The organism is Billgrantia endophytica, assembly GCF_002879615.1.
GTDB lineage: Bacteria > Pseudomonadota > Gammaproteobacteria > Pseudomonadales > Halomonadaceae > Halomonas > Halomonas endophytica.
The window spans coordinates 1-17,972 of record NZ_PNRF01000023.1 but is presented as its reverse complement, the minus strand read 5'-3'; the positions used below and the strand labels follow the sequence as shown (position 1 = coordinate 17,972).

General features: G+C 63.1%; 19 protein-coding genes and 1 pseudogene. 15 read left to right on the top strand and 5 right to left on the bottom strand.

Annotation, left to right across the window (positions count from 1 at the left end):
* Positions 1-228 precede the first annotated feature (228 nt).
* The 3 genes from C1H69_RS11345 (at position 229) to C1H69_RS11335 (ending at position 4,321) form a co-directional block, all read left to right on the top strand.
* On the top strand, positions 229-1,734 hold the full coding sequence (locus C1H69_RS11345; protein ID WP_102653520.1) for a fumarate hydratase: 1,506 nt from the start codon (positions 229-231) through the stop codon (positions 1,732-1,734).
* Between the two features lie 104 nt (positions 1,735-1,838).
* On the top strand, positions 1,839-3,257 hold the full coding sequence (gene cls / locus C1H69_RS11340) for a cardiolipin synthase (RefSeq protein WP_102653519.1): 1,419 nt from the start codon (positions 1,839-1,841) through the stop codon (positions 3,255-3,257).
* 143 nt (positions 3,258-3,400) lie between these two features.
* Positions 3,401-4,321, top strand: a complete 921-nt coding sequence (locus C1H69_RS11335; RefSeq protein WP_102653518.1) for a LysR substrate-binding domain-containing protein — start codon at positions 3,401-3,403, stop codon at positions 4,319-4,321.
* 30 nt (positions 4,322-4,351) lie between these two features.
* Here the strand turns inward: C1H69_RS11335 and C1H69_RS11330 are convergent, their stop codons facing one another.
* Positions 4,352-5,428, bottom strand: a complete 1,077-nt coding sequence (locus C1H69_RS11330) for a bifunctional nicotinamide-nucleotide adenylyltransferase/Nudix hydroxylase (protein WP_102653517.1) — start codon at positions 5,426-5,428, stop codon at positions 4,352-4,354.
* Positions 5,429-5,577: 149 nt separating this feature from the next.
* On the opposite strand from C1H69_RS11330, the gene C1H69_RS11325 reads away from it, so the two are divergent.
* Positions 5,578-6,465: a YihY/virulence factor BrkB family protein gene (locus tag C1H69_RS11325; protein ID WP_102653590.1), complete on the top strand. Its 888-nt coding sequence runs from the start codon at positions 5,578-5,580 to the stop codon at positions 6,463-6,465.
* 32 nt (positions 6,466-6,497) lie between these two features.
* Here C1H69_RS11325 and C1H69_RS11320 read toward each other — a convergent pair whose 3' ends face one another.
* On the bottom strand, positions 6,498-7,541 hold the full coding sequence (locus C1H69_RS11320) for a Glu/Leu/Phe/Val family dehydrogenase (protein ID WP_102653516.1): 1,044 nt from the start codon (positions 7,539-7,541) through the stop codon (positions 6,498-6,500).
* 186 nt (positions 7,542-7,727) lie between these two features.
* On the opposite strand from C1H69_RS11320, the gene C1H69_RS11315 reads away from it, so the two are divergent.
* On the top strand, positions 7,728-8,000 hold the full coding sequence (locus C1H69_RS11315) for an acylphosphatase (protein ID WP_102653589.1): 273 nt from the start codon (positions 7,728-7,730) through the stop codon (positions 7,998-8,000).
* Positions 8,001-8,024: 24 nt separating this feature from the next.
* Here the strand turns inward: C1H69_RS11315 and C1H69_RS11310 are convergent, their stop codons facing one another.
* The 3 genes from C1H69_RS11310 to C1H69_RS11300 are packed head-to-tail and all read right to left on the bottom strand — an operon-like array spanning position 8,025 to position 10,831.
* Positions 8,025-8,966, bottom strand: a complete 942-nt coding sequence (locus C1H69_RS11310; protein WP_102653515.1) for a nucleoside hydrolase — start codon at positions 8,964-8,966, stop codon at positions 8,025-8,027.
* A 17-nt stretch (positions 8,967-8,983) separates the two neighbouring features.
* On the bottom strand, positions 8,984-9,880 hold the full coding sequence (locus tag C1H69_RS11305) for a ribokinase (RefSeq protein ID WP_102653514.1): 897 nt from the start codon (positions 9,878-9,880) through the stop codon (positions 8,984-8,986).
* 15 nt (positions 9,881-9,895) lie between these two features.
* Positions 9,896-10,831, bottom strand: a complete 936-nt coding sequence (locus tag C1H69_RS11300; protein ID WP_102653513.1) for a D-2-hydroxyacid dehydrogenase — start codon at positions 10,829-10,831, stop codon at positions 9,896-9,898.
* Positions 10,832-10,988: 157 nt separating this feature from the next.
* On the opposite strand from C1H69_RS11300, the gene C1H69_RS11295 reads away from it, so the two are divergent.
* The 10 genes and pseudogenes from C1H69_RS11295 to C1H69_RS11250 all read left to right on the top strand — a co-directional run.
* Positions 10,989-11,273 (top strand): FmdB family zinc ribbon protein, encoded by a 285-nt coding sequence (locus tag C1H69_RS11295; protein WP_102653512.1) that lies wholly within the window; start codon positions 10,989-10,991, stop codon positions 11,271-11,273.
* A 57-nt stretch (positions 11,274-11,330) separates the two neighbouring features.
* On the top strand, positions 11,331-13,112 hold the full coding sequence (gene aspS / locus C1H69_RS11290) for an aspartate--tRNA ligase (protein ID WP_102653511.1): 1,782 nt from the start codon (positions 11,331-11,333) through the stop codon (positions 13,110-13,112).
* A gap of 60 nt (positions 13,113-13,172) precedes the next feature.
* Positions 13,173-13,283: a YebC/PmpR family DNA-binding transcriptional regulator gene (locus tag C1H69_RS24135; RefSeq protein ID WP_240609913.1), complete on the top strand. Its 111-nt coding sequence runs from the start codon at positions 13,173-13,175 to the stop codon at positions 13,281-13,283.
* A gap of 30 nt (positions 13,284-13,313) precedes the next feature.
* A complete protein-coding gene (ruvC, locus tag C1H69_RS11280) occupies positions 13,314-13,853 on the top strand; it encodes a crossover junction endodeoxyribonuclease RuvC (protein WP_102653510.1) in 540 nt (179 codons plus the stop codon).
* 138 nt (positions 13,854-13,991) lie between these two features.
* Positions 13,992-14,609, top strand: coding sequence for a Holliday junction branch migration protein RuvA (gene ruvA, locus C1H69_RS11275; protein ID WP_102653509.1), 618 nt, complete (start codon positions 13,992-13,994; stop codon positions 14,607-14,609).
* A gap of 25 nt (positions 14,610-14,634) precedes the next feature.
* Positions 14,635-15,672 carry a Holliday junction branch migration DNA helicase RuvB gene (gene ruvB / locus C1H69_RS11270; RefSeq protein ID WP_102653508.1) on the top strand — a complete coding sequence of 346 codons (1,038 nt, stop codon included), beginning with the start codon at positions 14,635-14,637 and terminating at the stop codon, positions 15,670-15,672.
* Positions 15,669-16,064, top strand: a complete 396-nt coding sequence (gene ybgC / locus C1H69_RS11265) for a tol-pal system-associated acyl-CoA thioesterase (RefSeq protein ID WP_102653507.1) — start codon at positions 15,669-15,671, stop codon at positions 16,062-16,064. Before ruvB ends, ybgC begins: the two co-directional genes overlap by 4 nt.
* A gap of 23 nt (positions 16,065-16,087) precedes the next feature.
* On the top strand, positions 16,088-16,777 hold the full coding sequence (gene tolQ, locus C1H69_RS11260; protein ID WP_102653588.1) for a protein TolQ: 690 nt from the start codon (positions 16,088-16,090) through the stop codon (positions 16,775-16,777).
* 12 nt (positions 16,778-16,789) lie between these two features.
* On the top strand, positions 16,790-17,227 hold the full coding sequence (gene tolR / locus C1H69_RS11255) for a protein TolR (RefSeq protein WP_102653506.1): 438 nt from the start codon (positions 16,790-16,792) through the stop codon (positions 17,225-17,227).
* Positions 17,228-17,243: 16 nt separating this feature from the next.
* Positions 17,244-17,972, top strand: a pseudogene (locus tag C1H69_RS11250) (cell envelope integrity protein TolA); the annotation flags it as partial.

The following is a 17,972-nucleotide window of genomic DNA, read 5'->3' as shown; positions in this document are numbered from 1 at the left end:
CTCCTTGATCGTATGTCGTCACTCCTTCCCAGGCTACTGGGAAGGGTAGTGCCGGCCGAGGGATAGGACAAATCGAGGCAAGCACCCATTCCCGCACAAATAAGACCTTGGCGGCAAACGACTGTCGACAGGATGTCGTTGCGGTATAATTCGTCACCGTTCGAGCCCGTGACAACAAGACGATCCCTTCCGCGGGCAATGCCGACAACGCCGAGGAGTTTTCTGCTCATGACCGTGATCCGCCAGGACGACCTGATCCAGAGTGTCGCCGATGCGCTACAGTACATTTCCTATTACCACCCGAAGGACTTCATCGACGCCATGACGGCGGCCTATGAGCGTGAAGAGAATCCGGCGGCCAAGGATGCGATCGCCCAGATCCTGATCAATTCACGGATGTGTGCCACCGGGCATCGTCCCATCTGCCAGGATACCGGCATCGTCACCGTCTTCGTTCACGTCGGCATGAACGTGCGTTGGGAAGCCGACATGAGCCTGGACGACATGATCAATGAAGGTGTTCGTCGTGCCTATGCACTGCCGGACAACGTGCTGCGCGCCTCCGTTCTGGCCGACCCGGACGGAGCCCGCAAGAATACCGGCGACAATACACCGGCGGTCATCCATCACAAGATCGTGCCGGGCGACACCGTCGAGGTGCATGTTGCCGCCAAGGGCGGCGGCAGCGAGGCGAAGTCCAAGTTCGCCATGCTCAATCCCTCGGACAGCGTTGTCGACTGGGTCATGGAGCAGTTGCCGAAGATGGGTGCCGGCTGGTGTCCGCCGGGTATGCTCGGCATCGGCATCGGGGGCACCGCCGAGAAGGCGATGGAGATTGCCAAGGAAGCGCTGCTCGATCCTATCGATATCCAGGAGCTGCAGGCCAGGGGGCCATCCAACCGGGCCGAGGAGCTGCGTCTGGAACTCTTCGACAAGGTCAACAAGAGTGGTATCGGCGCGCAGGGGCTGGGCGGCCTGACCACGGTTCTCGACATCAAGGTCAAGGATTATCCGACCCACGCGGCCAACAAGCCGGTGGCGATCATCCCCAACTGCGCCGCCACGCGTCACGCGCATTTTACCCTCGACGGCTCCGGTCCCGCGTCACTCCCGGCTCCCAAGCTGGAGGACTGGCCTGAAATCACCCGCGAGGCGGGTAGCAACGTCAAGCGCGTCAACCTCGATACCGTGACGCCGGAGGAGGTGTTGACCTGGCAACCCGGCGATACGCTGCTGCTCAACGGCAAGCTACTCACCGGTCGTGACGCCGCCCACAAGCGCATGGTGGAAATGCTGGCGAAAGGGGAGAGCCTGCCGGTCGACCTGAAGGGGCGCTTCATCTACTACGTCGGTCCGGTGGACCCAGTGCGTGATGAGGTGGTCGGCCCAGCCGGCCCTACCACCGCCACCCGCATGGACAAGTTCACCCGCACCATGCTGGAGGAGACTGGCCTGTTGGGCATGGTCGGCAAGGCCGAGCGCGGGCCGGCCGCCATCGAGGCGATCCGCGACAACAAGGCGGTCTATCTCATGGCCGTAGGTGGCTCTGCCTATCTGGTGGCCCAGGCGATCAAGACGTCACGCGTCGTTGGCTTCGCGGACCTGGGCATGGAAGCGATCTATGAGTTCGACGTCGAGGACATGCCGGTGACCGTGGCGGTGGACAGCCTGGGAACATCCGTCCACCAGACGGGCCCCGCCAAATGGAAGGAGATCATCGCCGAGCGTGCCTGATCCGCTTCGATTGCTCCTTTCCACATGAGCGGCGGCCTCGCCATCTGGCGGGGCCGCTGCCATTTGAGGTATGCTGTAGAACACTGTTTTTTCAGGGAGAGATCATGACATCCTGGCTTTTTGGCCTGGTGATTTTCCTGTTACATCTGCTGGGCTTTTTATCGGCAGTTCTGGCACTGCTCTCCAGCCGCACATCACAGGGAGCCGTGGCCTGGATCATCTCGTTGGTGACGATTCCCTACCTGGCGGTTCCTGCCTACTGGATCTTCGGTCGGCCACGCTTCTATGGCTACGTTTCCGCCCGTGGCGAACGCGATACCGTGCTGCGCCGGATACTGGCCCGCTATCGGGAGCAGATCGAACCTTTCCTGGCTCATGTGAAGGATCCCGATATCCGTGCAGTCGAGCAGCTGGCGATGATGCCGTTGACCAATGGTAACCATGCCGAACTACTGATCGATGGCCAGGAAACGTTCGAGAGTCTTTTCGCCGGTATCGATGCGGCTCGGGAATACGTGCTTGTTCAGTTCTTCATCGTTCGGCACGATGCCCTGGGCATCAAGCTCAAGCATCACTTGCAGCAGGCGGTGGAGCGAGGCGTGCGTGTCTATTTTCTCTTCGACGAAATAGGCAGCCGCAAGCTTTCCGAAGGGTATCTCCGCGAGTTGAGCGACTCCGGCGTCGAGGTCAGTGCCTTCCGCTCATCGCGGGGATTCAAGCACCGGTTTCAGCTCAACTTCCGCAACCACCGCAAGATACTGGTGACCGACGGCCGCGAGGGCTGGCTGGGTGGTTTCAATGTCGGGGTGGAATATCTCGGCCAGCATCCGCGTCATGGCCCGTGGCGGGATACCCACCTCAAGCTGACGGGGCCCAGCGTGCTGGGCCTGCAGGAAGCCTTCTGGGAGGACTGGCATTGGGGCACCGGGAAGGTGATCAACCTGAACTGGGAGCCGAGCGTGACCTGTGAGGAGTGCCAGAACGTGGTGATCGTGCCTTCCGGGCCGGCCGATCGGCAGGAAACCGCCAGTCTTCTCGTCCAGCATGCCATTCACAGTGCCCATGAACGTCTCTGGGTGACCAGTCCCTATTTTGTCCCTGACCAGGGCGTTCAGGACGCTCTTCGCCTGGCTGCCATGCGCGGCGTGGACGTCCGCATCATGATCCCCGAACATCCCGATCATCTCCTGATCTACCTGTCGGCATTCTCGTTCCTGCCTGACATGGTTCGTGCCGGGGTCAAGGTGTTCCGGTATCAGCCCGGATTCCTTCACCAGAAGGTGATCTTGATCGACGATAGCGCGGCCAGCGTTGGCACCGTGAACCTGGATAACCGTTCCTTCCGGTTGAATTTCGAGATTACCGCATTCATTCCGGATCGTCGTTTTGCGGCGGAAGTGCGGCTGATGCTCGAACGCGACTTCGCCAACTGTCGACGGATTGGATATGACGAGCTGCAGAACCGCCCCTTGTGGCGCAAGCTCGTCTCTCGTGCCGCATACCTGACGGCGCCCATTCAATAGTGACTGATGCCGTCGGTCGCAGCTTGGGTTCGGCTTGGGGCTAGGGTACATTAGCCCTTGCCTGTCGGTACGGCAACGCTGTCGATAGTGATGCTATCGGCACTTCCGTTCACTCTACTGTCACGCTGTCATCGGGAGTCGCGGTGAACCTCGAGACCAAATGGCTGGAAGATTTCGTTGCCTTGGCCAGCACCCGTAGTTTCTCCGCCTCCGCACGCCAGCGGCATGTCACTCAGCCGGCCTTCAGCCGTCGCATTCGTGCGCTGGAACAGGCGGTAGGGGTGGTTCTGGTGGATCGTTCCACCACACCGATCAATCTCACGCCGGAAGGACAGCTCTTCCTGATCACCGCTCGTAACCTGGTGGAGCAGCTCAATGAGTGTCTTGGCCATTTGCGTGGCGTCTCCATGGCGCGTGAAGCACTGGATATCGTGGCGGCTCACTCCCTGGCACTGAGCTTCTATCCGCAATGGATCTCGCGGCTGCAGGAGGGCCTTGGCGAGCTGCCGACCCGGCTCGTCGCCATGAACGTGGGGGAAGCGATCCATGTGCTACGCGAGGGGAATTGCGATCTGATGCTGGCCTATCACGACCAGTACGCCACCATGCAGCTCGATGCCGAGGTCTTTCCCTCCTTCTCGATTGGCCAGGTCAAGATGCTGCCGGTAAGCTTGCCGGATGCCGCAGGCAAGCCGCGCTTCAGCCTCGAAGACAAGGAGCAGATACCCTATCTCTCCTACACCCAGGGCGCCTTCCTCGGGCGCAGTGTTCGCATGCTGCTGAAGAACGATCCGCTGCGCCTGCGGCTTCGCACCGTTTACGAGACGGCCATGGCCGAAGGGCTCAAGGGCATGGTCCTGCAAGGCGTCGGCCTGGCCTGGATCCCCGATTTCTGCATTCGCGAAGAACTCAATAGCGGGCGGCTGGTGCGTGCAGGCGATGAGAAATGGAATGTGCCCCTGGAAATCCGCCTCTACCGCTGTTCGCTGGTCCACAAGCCTGGCGTGGAGAAGCTATGGCGGCAGATGATGAAGCTGCCCCGGGATTTTCTGCAGGCGGAATAGGAGCGCCGCCTTGCATCGCGATTGGTGCCGTCAGACCCCGCCAAAATCCGCGGGCAGGCCGAGAAAGTTCTGGATGATGAAGAAGTGGTCTTCGAAAAGGCTGTCTGGTTCCAGCTCGGCCAGCGGTACCCAGCGCGCATGGTCGCCGCCCTTGACCGGCTTCAGTTGAGGAAGCTGCTGGTCCGGGCGCAAGGCAAAGTAGAAGGCTTCGGCCAGGGTACGGCCTCGCCAGCTGCGATGAGGCTCATCGAAGAGCCGCTGGCCTCGCAGGGACCCCTTGAGAACAGGCTCGGGCACCTTCAGCCTGACCCGCTCGCGCAGTTCCCGTAGGCAGGCATCCAGCAGGCGTTCATGGGGGTTGATGAAGCCCCCGGGCAGTGCCAGCAGCCCCTTGCCTGGTGCGGCGGTACGGCGAACCAGCAGCACGTGACCGGACTGTACGACCACCCCGTTGACGGTTACGAAGATGGGTGGATAGGGCGCGTGTGCCCACGCCTGACGATACTGCTCGAGTAACTGCTGTTCTTCCATCAACTGGCGATGGGCCTCGCTATCGGAGAAACTGCGCAACTCCTGGCAGACTCCCGGAGGGAGGTCGTGGGTCGCCCCGGTACTCAGATAATCGTCCGTCGAGGAGGATGAGCGGAACAGGCGCTCGCGAATCTGGCTGGCCGAGATCCCTTCAACCAGCGGAACGCTCATCGACTCCCATTGGGGGAACAGAGAAAGGTAGTAGCTCGACTGGCCCCGGCTGGCACCAATCAGCCCGATACGTGGCAGTCGGGCATGGTGGTGGCCCGCGATATCACGCACCTTGCGCTGGACATCGCGCACCCACACGTCATCGTTATAGAGGGCATCCAGCAGCGGCACGATTTCCAGCCGGGCATTCTCCTCGTCATCGAAGCAGCCCCGAAGCAATGACTGCCGTTCGTCGAAGCGCCAGGGGTTTCGCAATGAGCGCGCCTGCCAGGCAGAGCCGACCAGCACGATGACCTGGCGAGCATGGCGCAACGCCTCGTTGATCACGGCCAGGTGCCCCAGGTGTGGGGGCTGGAAGCGTCCGATGAAGACGAGACAGTCGAAATCATGATCTGGGGCGGACATCGGCGAATCCTTCGCTGGCTGTTCGGGGCGCCCATTATGGGACGCCCTCGTCAGGGCTGCAACGAACCACCGGCAGGCCTGGCAGGTATCGGGTATGCTGGGGGAAATGGTCGAAACGGCAAGGAGATGACGTGCGCACCGATTTCCTGATGTTCTGGTGGAACGTGGTTCAGGATGCGATTCGACTCTGGCTCGAGCGCAATGCGTTCAGTTACGCCGGCTCCCTTGCCTTCTATACCCTCTTTTCCCTGGCCCCGACCGTTATCATTGCCGTTACCGTCATCGGTGTCGTGCTGGGAGAGGAGGCCGCTCAAGGCCAGATCTTTGTCCAGTTGCAGGACACTCTCGGCGAAGAGGCCGCCAGGGCCGTGGAACAGGCCGTGATCGCATCACGTATCGAGGAGAGTGGTCTGATGCCGACCCTGCTGGGCGTCGGAGCCCTGCTGGTAGGCGCCACGACCGTCTTCGCGCAGATGCAGTTTTCACTCAACACCATGTGGGGCGTGACCGCCAAGCCGAGCAGGAACAGCCTGCTGCTGTTTCTTCAGAATCGCCTGCTGTCACTTGCCGTCGTGCTGTCCATCGGCTTCATTCTGCTGGTCTCCCTGGTGTTCGGGGTGATACTGCGTTCCATGCTCCAGACGGCCGATGGCCTGGTCCCCTTTGTCGGGCTCTTGACGACGGGGATGGAATTCCTGGTTTCGCTGGCGGTAATCACGGCCCTGTTCGCTACCATCTTCAAGGTCTTGCCCGACGTGGTACTGGGCTGGAAGGATGTGATGCTGGGAGCGCTGGTGACGGCATTGCTGTTCGCGGTCGGACGCAGCGCCATTGCCACCTATCTGGCCTACACGGCGACGGCTTCCACCTATGGAGCAGCCGGCTCACTGGTCATGCTCCTGCTGTGGGTGTATTACTCGTCACTTATTCTTCTGTTTGGCGCATCCTTTACTCGAAGCCATTTATTGGCCAAGGGACAAGCCATCGTGCCGCGTAACAGTGCGGTCGTGGTCAGGCGAGAGTTGCTCGATGGCTAGAGCGGTCGGGCGGCAACCGCCGCCCGACTCCATCATGACCTGGCGAGGCGTTCCTTCGCCAGTTGGTCGGCAATGCCGGCAGGGCTGTCGCCGCTGGCCCTGGCCCGCTCGAATATTTCATCCAGCGTGTCAGTCACCCGCTCCACATGGGCCATGACGGCCTGACGGGAATAGTCGTCGTGTCGCTGGTACTCGACCTCTATCACGCCGCCGGCATTGGCGACATAGTCCGGGGTATAGAGGATGCCCCGTGCATGGAGCTGGTCCGCCACATCGGGGGTGGCCAATTGGTTGTTGGCGGCACCGCATACTACTCTGGCTTTCAGTCTCTGGGCCACGCCGGAAGTCAGCACCGCCCCCATGGCGCAGGGCGCGAAGACATCCACCTCGGCATCGAAGATTTCCTCGGGTGGCATCGTCGCAGCGCCAAGCTCCTCCGCCAGCATTCCCAGTGCATCGCGATCGATATCGGTCAGTACCAGCCGTGCACCGGCGGCATGCAGCTGACGAGCCAGGTGCGCGCCCACATGGCCCACACCCTGCAGGGCGACCCTGAGACCCTCCATGTCTTCCCGACCCAGGGCGTGTCGAATGGCGCTCTGCAATGCGCAGTAGACACCGTGAGCGGTGCAGGGGGAGGGGTCGCCTGAGTCGCCGGGGCTTCTCCCCAGGCCACTGACGTGCCGGGTTGCCTCATTGACATGGCGCATGTCAGCTTCACTGGTGCCGGAATCCTCGGCGGTGATATAGCGTCCGCCGAGAGAATCGACCAGCCGCCCCATGGCACGCAGCATGCCGGGGGACTTGTCGCGGCGTGGATCGGCGATGATGACGGCCTTGCCTCCCCCAAGTGGCAGGTCGGCCAGGGCAGACTTGTAGGTCATGCCGCGGGAAAGCCGCAACACGTCGGTAAGCGCCTCGGCTTCGCTGGCGTAGGGGAAGATGCGCAGGCCGCCCAGTGCCGGCCCGCGACGTGTATCGTGGATGGCGATGATGGCGCGAAGTCCACTTGCTTCGTCGCTGCCGAAGACGATCTGTTGGTGATGGTCGAACTCGGGGTGATCAAAGACCTGCATGGCGTGTCTCCCTCTTGAGGAATGCTTGTTGTCGTGCGTGTTGTCAGGCCCGATCAGGGCCTTTGGCCGGGACTTGCCGTTGCTTTTGGCGGTGACAGATCCCTATCCTCAAAGATTAGAGCATTACACTAACGACAGGAACCCGGGGCGGAGAGACGCGCAACGCACCCCATGGAGGAAGCAGAGATGACCAAGCGCTGTGTGAAGGCGGTGGTGGCGGGAAAGGTTCAGGGTGTCTGGTACCGTCGAGCGGTCCAGGAGCAGGCCCTGCAACATGGCGTCACGGGGCATGCGAAGAACCTGCCGGATGGGCGTGTGGAAGTGCTGTTATGCGGTGATGGCGAGGCGGTCAACCTGATATCGGCATGGCTATGGCAGGGGCCGCCCAATGCCCGGGTCACCCACGTGGAGCTCGAGTCACTCGAACCCCGGGACCCGGACAATTTCGTGACGTTATAGACGTGACAGGAAATATCGTACCGATCAAGCCAGGGTATCGGTGATCCACTCCACCACGGCTTCACCGTCTACTTCGAGACAGGCTTCCACGATCGGGGTCTGTGACCAGCGTGGCTCGATGAAGCCGCGCCCCTGGGGAGCGAAGATGGTCTGGCCTTCCGCCGCGCCTTCCGTTGCCACCATCAGGTGGCCGGGGGCGGTCGTGAAGAGATCCGGCCGCAACAGCCAGGCGAGGGCGCAGCTGTCGTGTGGGCAGCAGCCATCGATACCCAGGAATTCCTGATAGAAATCGCGATAGAAGGCATAGCTGCCCGCCAGCACCTTGCCCAGCTCTCCCTGGCCCGCTTCGATACGTGCCATGTGCGCGGGGGTCAGCACGCAGCGGTGCGTCACGTCGAGTCCGACCAGAGCCAGCGGCCAGCCAGCGGTGAGCACCCGCGCGGCGGCGTCGGGATCGTTGAACATGTTGGCCTCGGCAACCGGGGTGACGTTTCCCCCTTCACGAATCGATCCCCCCATGACCACGACTTGCTTCACCTTGTCGACAAGGTCCGGAGCGAGCTGCAGTGCCGCCGCCAGATTGCCGACCGGTCCGACGGCGACCAACGTGACCTCGCCGGGGCGCGCATTCACCGTGTCGACGATGAACTGGGCGGCGCTTCGAGGGTCTGCCTTGCCTTTCACGTCGGGCAGCGGGATATTGCCCAGGCCGTTTCCGCCATGGATATGTTTGGGTGGTGCGTGACGCGGCTTGACCATCGGCCCGGCGGCTCCTTGTGCAACGGGTATCTCGCGGCCCGCCAGCTCGCTGAGCAGCAGTGCATTGTGGGTCGCGGTCTCGACATCCACGTTGCCGTAGGTCGTCGTCAGCCCCAGCAGTTCGATGTCGGGATGACGCAGGGCGATGGCGATGGCCTGGGCGTCATCGACGCCAGGGTCCGTATCGAAGATGATGGCGTGGGACACGAGAATTCTCCTTGGTGTCAGGCCTTGTGCAGCGCGTGTTCAACGGCAGCACGAGGCGGAATACTGTCGGCGGCACCCGGTTGCAGGACGCTCAACGCAGCCGCATGGGCGGCGAATTCCAGGCTTTCGGTGATGGACTGCCCCTCCTGCTGGGCGGCCATGAAGTAGCCAATGAAGGTATCGCCGGCACCCGTCGTATCGACGGGTTCGACCGGAAGTGCCGGCTGATAGTGGCGGACGTCACCCGCTTGATACCAGGCGCCCTCACCACCCAGCGTGAGAACCGTAGCGGTATCAGGCAGCCGTTGATGTAGCGCCGTCAACAGGATCTCGGCGTCGGAGGCTTCCGACAGGCCGACCAGCCACGCCGCTTCACCGCGGTTCACGAACAGGAGTTGGCAGGCGTCGAGCGGCAGCGACATCACCGCCTCGGACATGGGTGCAGGATTGAAGGCTATGTTGAGATCCTTCATGCGCGCCCGCGGCAGCAACTGGGGGAGGGCGTTGCACTCGTTCTGGGTCATCAGCCAGTCGCCCGGGCTGGCCGAAGCGAGCAGGGCCTCGAGCGCCGGCGGTTCGAAACCATGGTTGGCGCCGGGAAAGAGGATGATGGCGTTCTCGCCGCGATCATCGACCTGGATGATGGCATGTCCACTTGGCTCATCAACCAGCAGGAGGTGGGAGACGTCGACACCGGCACGGGCAAGCCGATCCCGTGCCCAGGCGTCCTGCCTTCCCAGCCGCCCCCAGTGGCAGAGCCGCCCGCCGGCAAGCGCCATGGCCAGCGACTGGTTGGCTCCCTTGCCACCCAAGCCCACGTGATAGCTGCGGCTGGCCAGGGTTTCGCCGGGATGCACCAGATGCGGCACGCGGTAGAAGTGGTCGAGATTGATCGATCCGAAGTTGTGGAGCATCGCCATGGCCTCTGGTCAGCCCTGTTGCCAGTGACGCAGATTGTCGGCCGTCAGCGTCACGATGCGTTGACGCGCTTCCGGTGTTATCCAGGCATTGTGGGGGGTCACGATCAGATTCAGCGATTCCGCCAGGGCATCGAGAAGCCGGTGTCCCTCACGGGGAGGCTCTATCGGCAGGACATCGACGCCGAGCCCACCCAGGCGCCCTTCGCGCAAGGCTGCCAGTGCGGCCTGTTCATCGATGATCCCGCCGCGTGCGCAGTTGACCAGCAGGGCGTCTGGCTTGAGGGTGGCGAGCAGGTTCGCATCGACCAGGTGACGCGTCGCATCCGTCAGGGGGCAATGCAGGCTGATGACATCGGCCCGCGGGGCGAGTTCGGCGACGCCCGGACGGCTGTCGTTGGCCTCGTTGCCGGGCCTGGCGGCGAAGCTGACGCGCATGCCGAAGGCCTCCGCCAGGGCGGCGACGCGGCTGCCGAGTTCACCCTGGCCGACCACGACCAGGTGCTTGCCCTCGAGTTGCAGCGTGCCGTGGTCCATCAGGCAGAAGAAGGGGCTCCGGTTCCAGCGGCCTGCCGCCACATCCCGCTGGTACAGGGGGAGCCGGTTGGCCAGGGCCAGGATCAGCATCAGCGTATGCTGGGCCACACTGGCCGTACCGTAGGCCGTGACGTTGCGCACGGCGATACCCAGGCGCTCGGCCGTGGCCGTGTCGATGTTGTTGGTGCCGGTGGCGAGCACGCAGATCAACCGGAGCGAGGGCAGGGCCTCGAGCGTCGCGGCGTCAAGCACGACCTTGTTGACGATGGCAACCTCGGCACCGGCCAACCGTCCGCGGCTCTGCTCGGTGGTGCTCTGTTCATGGACCTCGAGTTCGTCGACCTGCGTGCGGATCGATGACAGGTCGATGTCGGGGCCAAGACTTGCGGCATCAAGTATCACGGCTTTCATGCAGAGAGTTCCTTTTGTGGATCCGCCGCGGCAGGACTGGGACAGCCCTTGCCAGGCACGCTATAATATCGGGCTTTCACGGCAGGCTTGGAAAGCGCGTCGCTCGACCCTATATCGCTGCAGGTTGCGCACTGTCGACTCAGGAGTGAATTGAACCATGCCCATCTATGAATACCAGTGCAAGGCCTGCGGCCATCGCCTGGAAAAATTGCAGAAGATCAGCGCCACGCCCCTGACCGACTGCCCTGCCTGCGAGACACCCGAGCTCACTCGCCTCGTCTCCGCGGCGGGCTTCCGTCTGGCCGGTGGCGGGTGGTACGAAACCGACTTCAAATCCGGCAGCAAGAAGAACCTGGCCGGGGACACCGGCAGTGCCGGTGGCGACGACAAGGCGCCGGCGAAGGATGGCAAGGCACCGGCGAAGGATGGTGCTGCGGCCTGACACCGCGCCTTGAATCGCGAACAACCCTTTCGATAACGCTAGAGAACAGGATACGACATGCGCAGCCATTATTGCGGCCAGCTGAACGAGACCCTGGTGGACCAGACGGTCAGCCTGTGCGGTTGGGTACACCGCCGCCGTGACCACGGGGGAGTCATCTTCCTCGACATGCGCGATCGCGATGGCATCGCCCAGGTCGTGGTGGACCCCGACACTGCCGAGGCCTTCGCCACTGCCGACCGTGCTCGTGGCGAGTACGTGCTGCGCATTACCGGCCGCGTTCGCCTGCGTCCCGAGGGTACCCAGAACCCCAGCATGCCCACCGGGCTGATCGAAGTGCTGGCCAAGGAAGTCGACGTCCTCAATACCGCGGCCACACCACCGTTCCAGCTCGATGAGCATGGCAAGGTCGGTGAGGAGGTTCGTCTCAAGCATCGCTATATCGACCTGCGCCGTCCGGAGATGATCGAGAAACTGCGTCTGCGTTCGCGCATTTCCCATAATGTTCGGGCGTTCCTGGAGGGGCAGGGCTTCCTCGATATCGAAACGCCGGTGCTGACTCGGGCCACGCCGGAAGGTGCCCGCGACTATCTGGTGCCGAGCCGCACCCATCCAGGCAGCTTCTTCGCCCTGCCGCAGTCGCCGCAGCTGTTCAAGCAACTGCTGATGGTGGCGGGCTTCGACCGCTACTACCAGATTGCCAAGTGCTTCCGGGACGAGGACCTGCGTGCCGACCGCCAGCCGGAGTTCACCCAGATCGATATCGAGGCTTCCTTCGTGGAAGAGGGCGATATCATGGGGATCACCGAGACGATGATCCGTCGGCTCTTCCAGGAAGTGCTGGCCGTCGAGTTGCCTGAATTCCCGCGGATGACCTGGATCGAGGCCATGAACCGCTTCGGCTCCGACAAGCCGGACCTGCGCATTCCGCTGGAACTCACCGACGTCGATGACTTGATGAGCCAGGTGGACTTCAAGGTGTTTTCCGGCCCGGCCAGTGCCGAGGATGGCAGAGTCGCGGCACTCAAGGTGCCGGGTGGCGCCAGGCTGTCGCGCAAGGAGATCGACGAGTACACCAAGTTCGTCGGCATCTATGGCGCCAGGGGGTTGGCCTGGATCAAGGTCAACGAGCGCGCCAAGGGCCTGGAGGGACTGCAGTCGCCGATCGTCAAGTTCATGGAGAACGTGATCGAGGAGTTGCTGGAGCGGCTCGGGGCCGAGGATGGCGATATCATCTTCTTCGGTGCCGACAAGGCCCGTATCGTCAACGAGGCGCTCGGTGCGTTGCGGGTCAAGCTTGGCGAGGACCTGGATCTCTATACCCAGGCGTGGGCGCCGCTGTGGGTCGTCGACTTCCCCATGTTCGAGGCCGACGACAGCGGACGCCTGAGCCCGCTTCACCATCCGTTCACCTCGCCCTCGTGCAGCCCCGAAGAGCTCAGGGCCAGCCCGGCGACGGCGCTCTCCCGGGCTTACGACATGGTGCTGAACGGAACCGAACTGGGCGGTGGCTCCATTCGTATTCACGACCAGGCCATGCAGACCACGGTGTTCGAGATCCTCGGCATCGGCAAGGAAGAGGCCCGCGAGAAATTCGGCTTCCTGCTCGACGCGCTGCAGTATGGCGCGCCGCCCCACGGCGGCCTGGCCTTCGGTCTCGATCGCCTGGTGATGCTGATGGCCGGTGCGCGCACCATTCGTGAAGTGATCGCCTTCCCGAAGACCCAGAGTGCCGGTTGTCTGATGACCGATGCCCCGGGCGAGGTGGCGGCCGATCAGCTCAAGGACCTCAATATCCGCCTGCGCCAGAAAGCCAAGGCAGAGGTTGCCGGCGAGTAGGGACGGGTACTGCCCCGCCCTGATACCGGCGCTCCAGGGCGCCGGTATCGCAACGGCGCCATGGCAAGCAAGGTGGTTCGTCCGATCGACATGCTCGAGGATCTGGACGATGTACAGAACGTCTATGACAACGCGGAGCTCAGCGATGCCGACCTCGAGCAACTGGAGTGACAGCGACGCATCGTCCTGTCGTGACCTGGCATGCTGATCCTGGGTATTGACCCCGGCTCGCGCATCACCGGCTATGGCGTGCTGGATGTTGCCACGCCGACGCCGCGCTATGTGGCCAGCGGCTGTATCCGAATCCAGGGCGACGACCTGGCCCAGCGGCTGGCCCGGATCTATGCCGGCATCAGTGAGCTGATCGCGGTACACCGGCCGGGGGAGTTCGCCATCGAGCAGGTGTTCATGTCGAAGAATGCCGACTCGGCGCTGAAGCTTGGCCAAGCCCGCGGCACCGCTATTGTCTGTGCGGCAAATCATGGATTGCCGGTCAGTGAATACGGCCCACGCCAGATCAAGCAGGCCGTGACCGGCAACGGGGGGGCCGACAAGCTTCAGGTACAGCACATGGTAACGGCAATCCTTGGCCTTGACGGCACGCCGCAGGCGGACGCCGCCGATGCCCTGGCGATCGCCCTGACCCATGCGCATGCTCGCCGGGGGCTGTTGACCAGCGGTAGCTTTGGTGGCCACCACAGTCGGCGGAGAGGGGGCTCCTGGCGAGACTTCAAGCCGTGAGCCATCGATGCCGGGGCTCGTGATGAATTTTCGAACGCTGTTTGACGGTGGGCTGGTCAGCCGCTTGGGCGACCAGTATAGTGGCGCCAGGATGGCCTTCGGGCCTTGACGGACCCAGGATCGAGATAACGAAGCCTCATGATCGGACGCCTGCGTGGCACCCTGCTCGACAAGCAGCCGCCCTGGCTGGTAGTGGACGTGGCCGGGGTCGGCTATGAACTGGAAGCCTCCATGACCACCTTGGTGGCTCTACCAGGGCTTGGAGAACAGATTTCCCTGTTCACGCATCTCACGGTGCGCGACGACGCACACCTGCTCTATGGCTTTGCCCGCGAGCAGGAGCGAGCCCTGTTCAGGGCGCTGATCCGTGTCAATGGCATCGGGCCCAAGCTGGCCTTGGCGATACTGTCCGGCATGGACGAGGCGGCCTTCATCCGCTGTGTCATGGATGACGACGTCAAGTCATTGACTCGCCTGCCCGGTGTCGGCAAGAAGACGGCCGAACGATTGATCATCGAAATGCGCGATCGTTTTCCGCACTGGGAGCAGCCCCTGGGCATGGGGTTGCCAGGGGAGGGGGCGACGGTACCCGGCTCGACGATCACCCGGCAGACCGCCTGGGCCGATGCCGAGGCAGCCCTGGTCAGCCTGGGCTACAAGCCGATGGAAGCCGCGAAGATGCTCTCGGGCGTGGATGAAACGCTGTCGACCGAGGCCATGATCAAGGCGGCACTGACCCGTCGCCTGGCAGGATGATCCATCATGATCACGAGTGGCTGGCATGATTGACAACGATCGACTGATCGCCGCCGGCGAGCACGAGGGCGAAAGCCGAGTCGACTATGCGATTCGCCCGAAGCGCCTGGCCGAATATATCGGCCAGGCAAGAGTGCGCGAGCAACTGGGGATCTTCATCAGTGCCGCCCGTGGGCGTGACGAGAGTCTCGACCACACCTTGATCTTCGGCCCTCCCGGGCTGGGCAAGACGACGCTGGCCAATATCATTTCGGCAGAAATGGGGGTGGGCTTGAAGTCCACTTCGGGGCCGGTATTGGAGCGCGCCGGGGATCTGGCCGCCATGCTGACCAACCTTCAGCCCGGTGACGTGTTGTTCATTGACGAGATACATCGGCTTTCTCCGGTGGTAGAGGAAATTCTCTATCCCGCCATGGAGGATTTTCAGCTCGATATCGTCATTGGCGAGGGGCCGGCTGCACGCTCCATCAAGCTCGACCTGCCGCGCTTCACCCTGGTCGGGGCAACGACCCGGGCGGGATTGCTCACCTCGCCCCTACGCGACCGCTTCGGTATCGTCCAGCGCCTGGAATTCTATGCCATCGATGAGCTTACCGAGATCGTGACCCGTTCAGCCCGTCTGCTGGGGGTGGAAACCGACCGGGAAGGGGCGTCCGAGGTGGCCCGTCGCTCTCGTGGCACGCCCCGTATCGCCAACCGCCTGCTGCGCCGAGTACGGGACTTCGCCGAGGTCCGGGCGGATGGCCGTATCGATGCCGACATTGCCGACCAGGCGCTGACCATGCTCCACGTGGATAGCCATGGACTGGACCATATGGATCGGCGCCTGCTGCTGGCGATGATCGAGAAGTTCGAGGGAGGACCGGTTGGCGTCGACTCGCTATCGGCTGCCATCGGCGAAGAGCGCGATACCATCGAAGACGTCATAGAGCCCTATCTGATCCAGCAGGGCCTGATGATGCGAACGGCCAGGGGGCGGGTCGTCACTCGTCAGGCCTGGCAGCACTTCGGCCTCGTGCCCCATGAACAGGCCCTGGACACCTCTGGAGAGGTGCGGCCATGAGCGAATACCGCTTTCCCGTGCGTGTCTACATTGAAGACACCGATGCCGGTGGTATCGTGTATTACGTCAATTACCTGAAGTACATGGAACGGGCGCGCAGCGAATGGCTTCGCCACCATGGCATTACCCAGCGTGAGCTGTTCGAGGCCGGCATTCAGCTGGTGGTACACAACCTGGAGTGCCGCTATGCCAAGCCTGCCCGGCTCGATGATGCCCTGGAAGTCAGCGCCGTCATCCAATCCCGGGGGCACTGTCGGCTCAGTTTCGCTCAAGCAGTGACACGAAGCGGGGAACCCTTGTGCGAAGCAAGGGTCGACATCGCCTGTCTGGATGCCGTCCGCCTCAAGCCCACGCCATGGCCGCCGGCACTTGCCGCGGTACTCAACGGTTAACTGCAAGATCAACGAGGATGCCCGTGAACGACTCCATGTCCATTCCCCACCTGATCATGAGCGCCAGCACCGTGGTGCAGTTGGTCATGCTGATCCTGGTGATCGGCTCGATTCTCTCCTGGGTCGTGATTTTCCAACGCACGTTCGTGATGCGCCGGGCCAGCCGCACCCACCAGGAGTTCGAGGAACGCTTCTGGTCCGGCGTCGATCTCAATGAGCTGTATCGCGAGACGCCTTCTGAGCAGGAGACCCAGGGTGCCGAGAACGTCTTCAGAGCCGGCTTTCGCGAGTTCAACCGCCTCATGCCCAAGACCAGGAGCCCCGACGCCATTCTCGATGGCGTGCAACGCAGCATGCGCGTGGCCTGGTCACGGGAAGAGGAACGTCTTTCCCTGCATCTGGTCTTCCTGGCCACGGTGGCGTCCGCCAGCCCCTATATCGGCCTGTTCGGTACCGTCTGGGGCATCATGGGCTCTTTCCAGTCCCTCTCGATGACCCAGCAGGCCACGCTGTCCACCGTGGCTCCGTGGATTGCCGAGGCCTTGATTGCGACGGCCATGGGTCTGTTCGCCGCCATTCCCGCGGTCATCTTCTATAACCGGCTCTCTGCCGAATCGAGCAGGCTGCTGGGCAAGTACGAGGACTTCGCCGAAGAGTTCCACTCCATCCTGCATCGCAATCTGCAGGGGCGTAGCGAAGCCGGTGCCGCCTGAAGGAATCGCAACATGCATGGACCTTTCAATCGTGGTGGTCGTCGCAAGCCGATGGGCGAAATCAACGTGGTGCCCTTCATCGACGTCATGCTGGTGCTGCTGGTGATCTTCATGATCACCGCGCCGATGCTGTCCCAGGGGGTGCAGGTCGATCTGCCACAGGTGACCTCCGAGCCCATCGACTCCCAGGAAGATAGCGAACCGATCGTGGTATCGGTCGACCGCGACGGCAGCTACTTCCTCTCCATCGGTGGGGACGAGATGCAGGTCGAACTGGATGAGCTCTCCGACAGGGTTCTCATTCTTCTCGATCGGAGTCCCGGCACTTCGGTAATGGTGCGTGGCGACCGTAGCGTGCCCTATGGCCAGGTCGTGACCTTGATGAGCACCCTGCAGGTGGCCGGCGTGGCCAATGTCGGGCTGATCTCCGAACCACCGTCGCGTGACTGAGGAGAAAGGAAACGCCATGGCTCGACATGACCAGCGCGTGGCCTCCCGGCCGGATCGACCCGTCGGCTATGGGTTGCCGACGGTTCTCGCTATTGGCCTGCACGTTCTGGTGGTGGTGCTCAGTGTCATCTCGCTACCCCAGCGTCAACCCGATGAGCCTCAGACGAGTTCTATCGTGCAAGCCAGGCTGGTGAGCACCGAGACCACTACCGACCAGGCGCAACGTGCCGAGGAGGCACGTTCCAGAGCCGATGCCCGCCAGGCCGAAGAGGAGGCCCAGGAGGCCGAGGCCCGTGCCGAGGAAGAGCAGGCCACAGAGGAAGCCGCCCGCCAGGCCGAGCAGGAGGCGGCGGAGCGGGAGGCCGCTCGTGAGGCCGAGGCACGAGAGCGCCGGGAAGCCCGCGAAACGGCCGAGGCGGAAGCAGAGCGGCGCGCCGAGGAAGCCGAACGTCAGGCTCGGCTGCGAGAGGAGCAGGAGGCCGAGCGGCAGCGACAGCAGGAGGAAGCGGCCGAGGCCCGCCGCCAGCAGGAGGCCGAGGAGCAGCGCCAGGCCGAAGAGGAGGCCCGTCGCCAGGAGGAGGCCGAGGAACAGCGCCAGGCCGAGGAGGAGGCCCGTCGCCAGCAGGAGGCCGAGGAACAGCGCCAGGCCGAGGAGGAGGCCCGTCGCCAGCAGGAGGCCGAGGAGCAGCGCCAGGCCGAGGAGGAGGCCCGCCGCCAGCAGGAGGCCGAGGAACAGCGCCAGGCC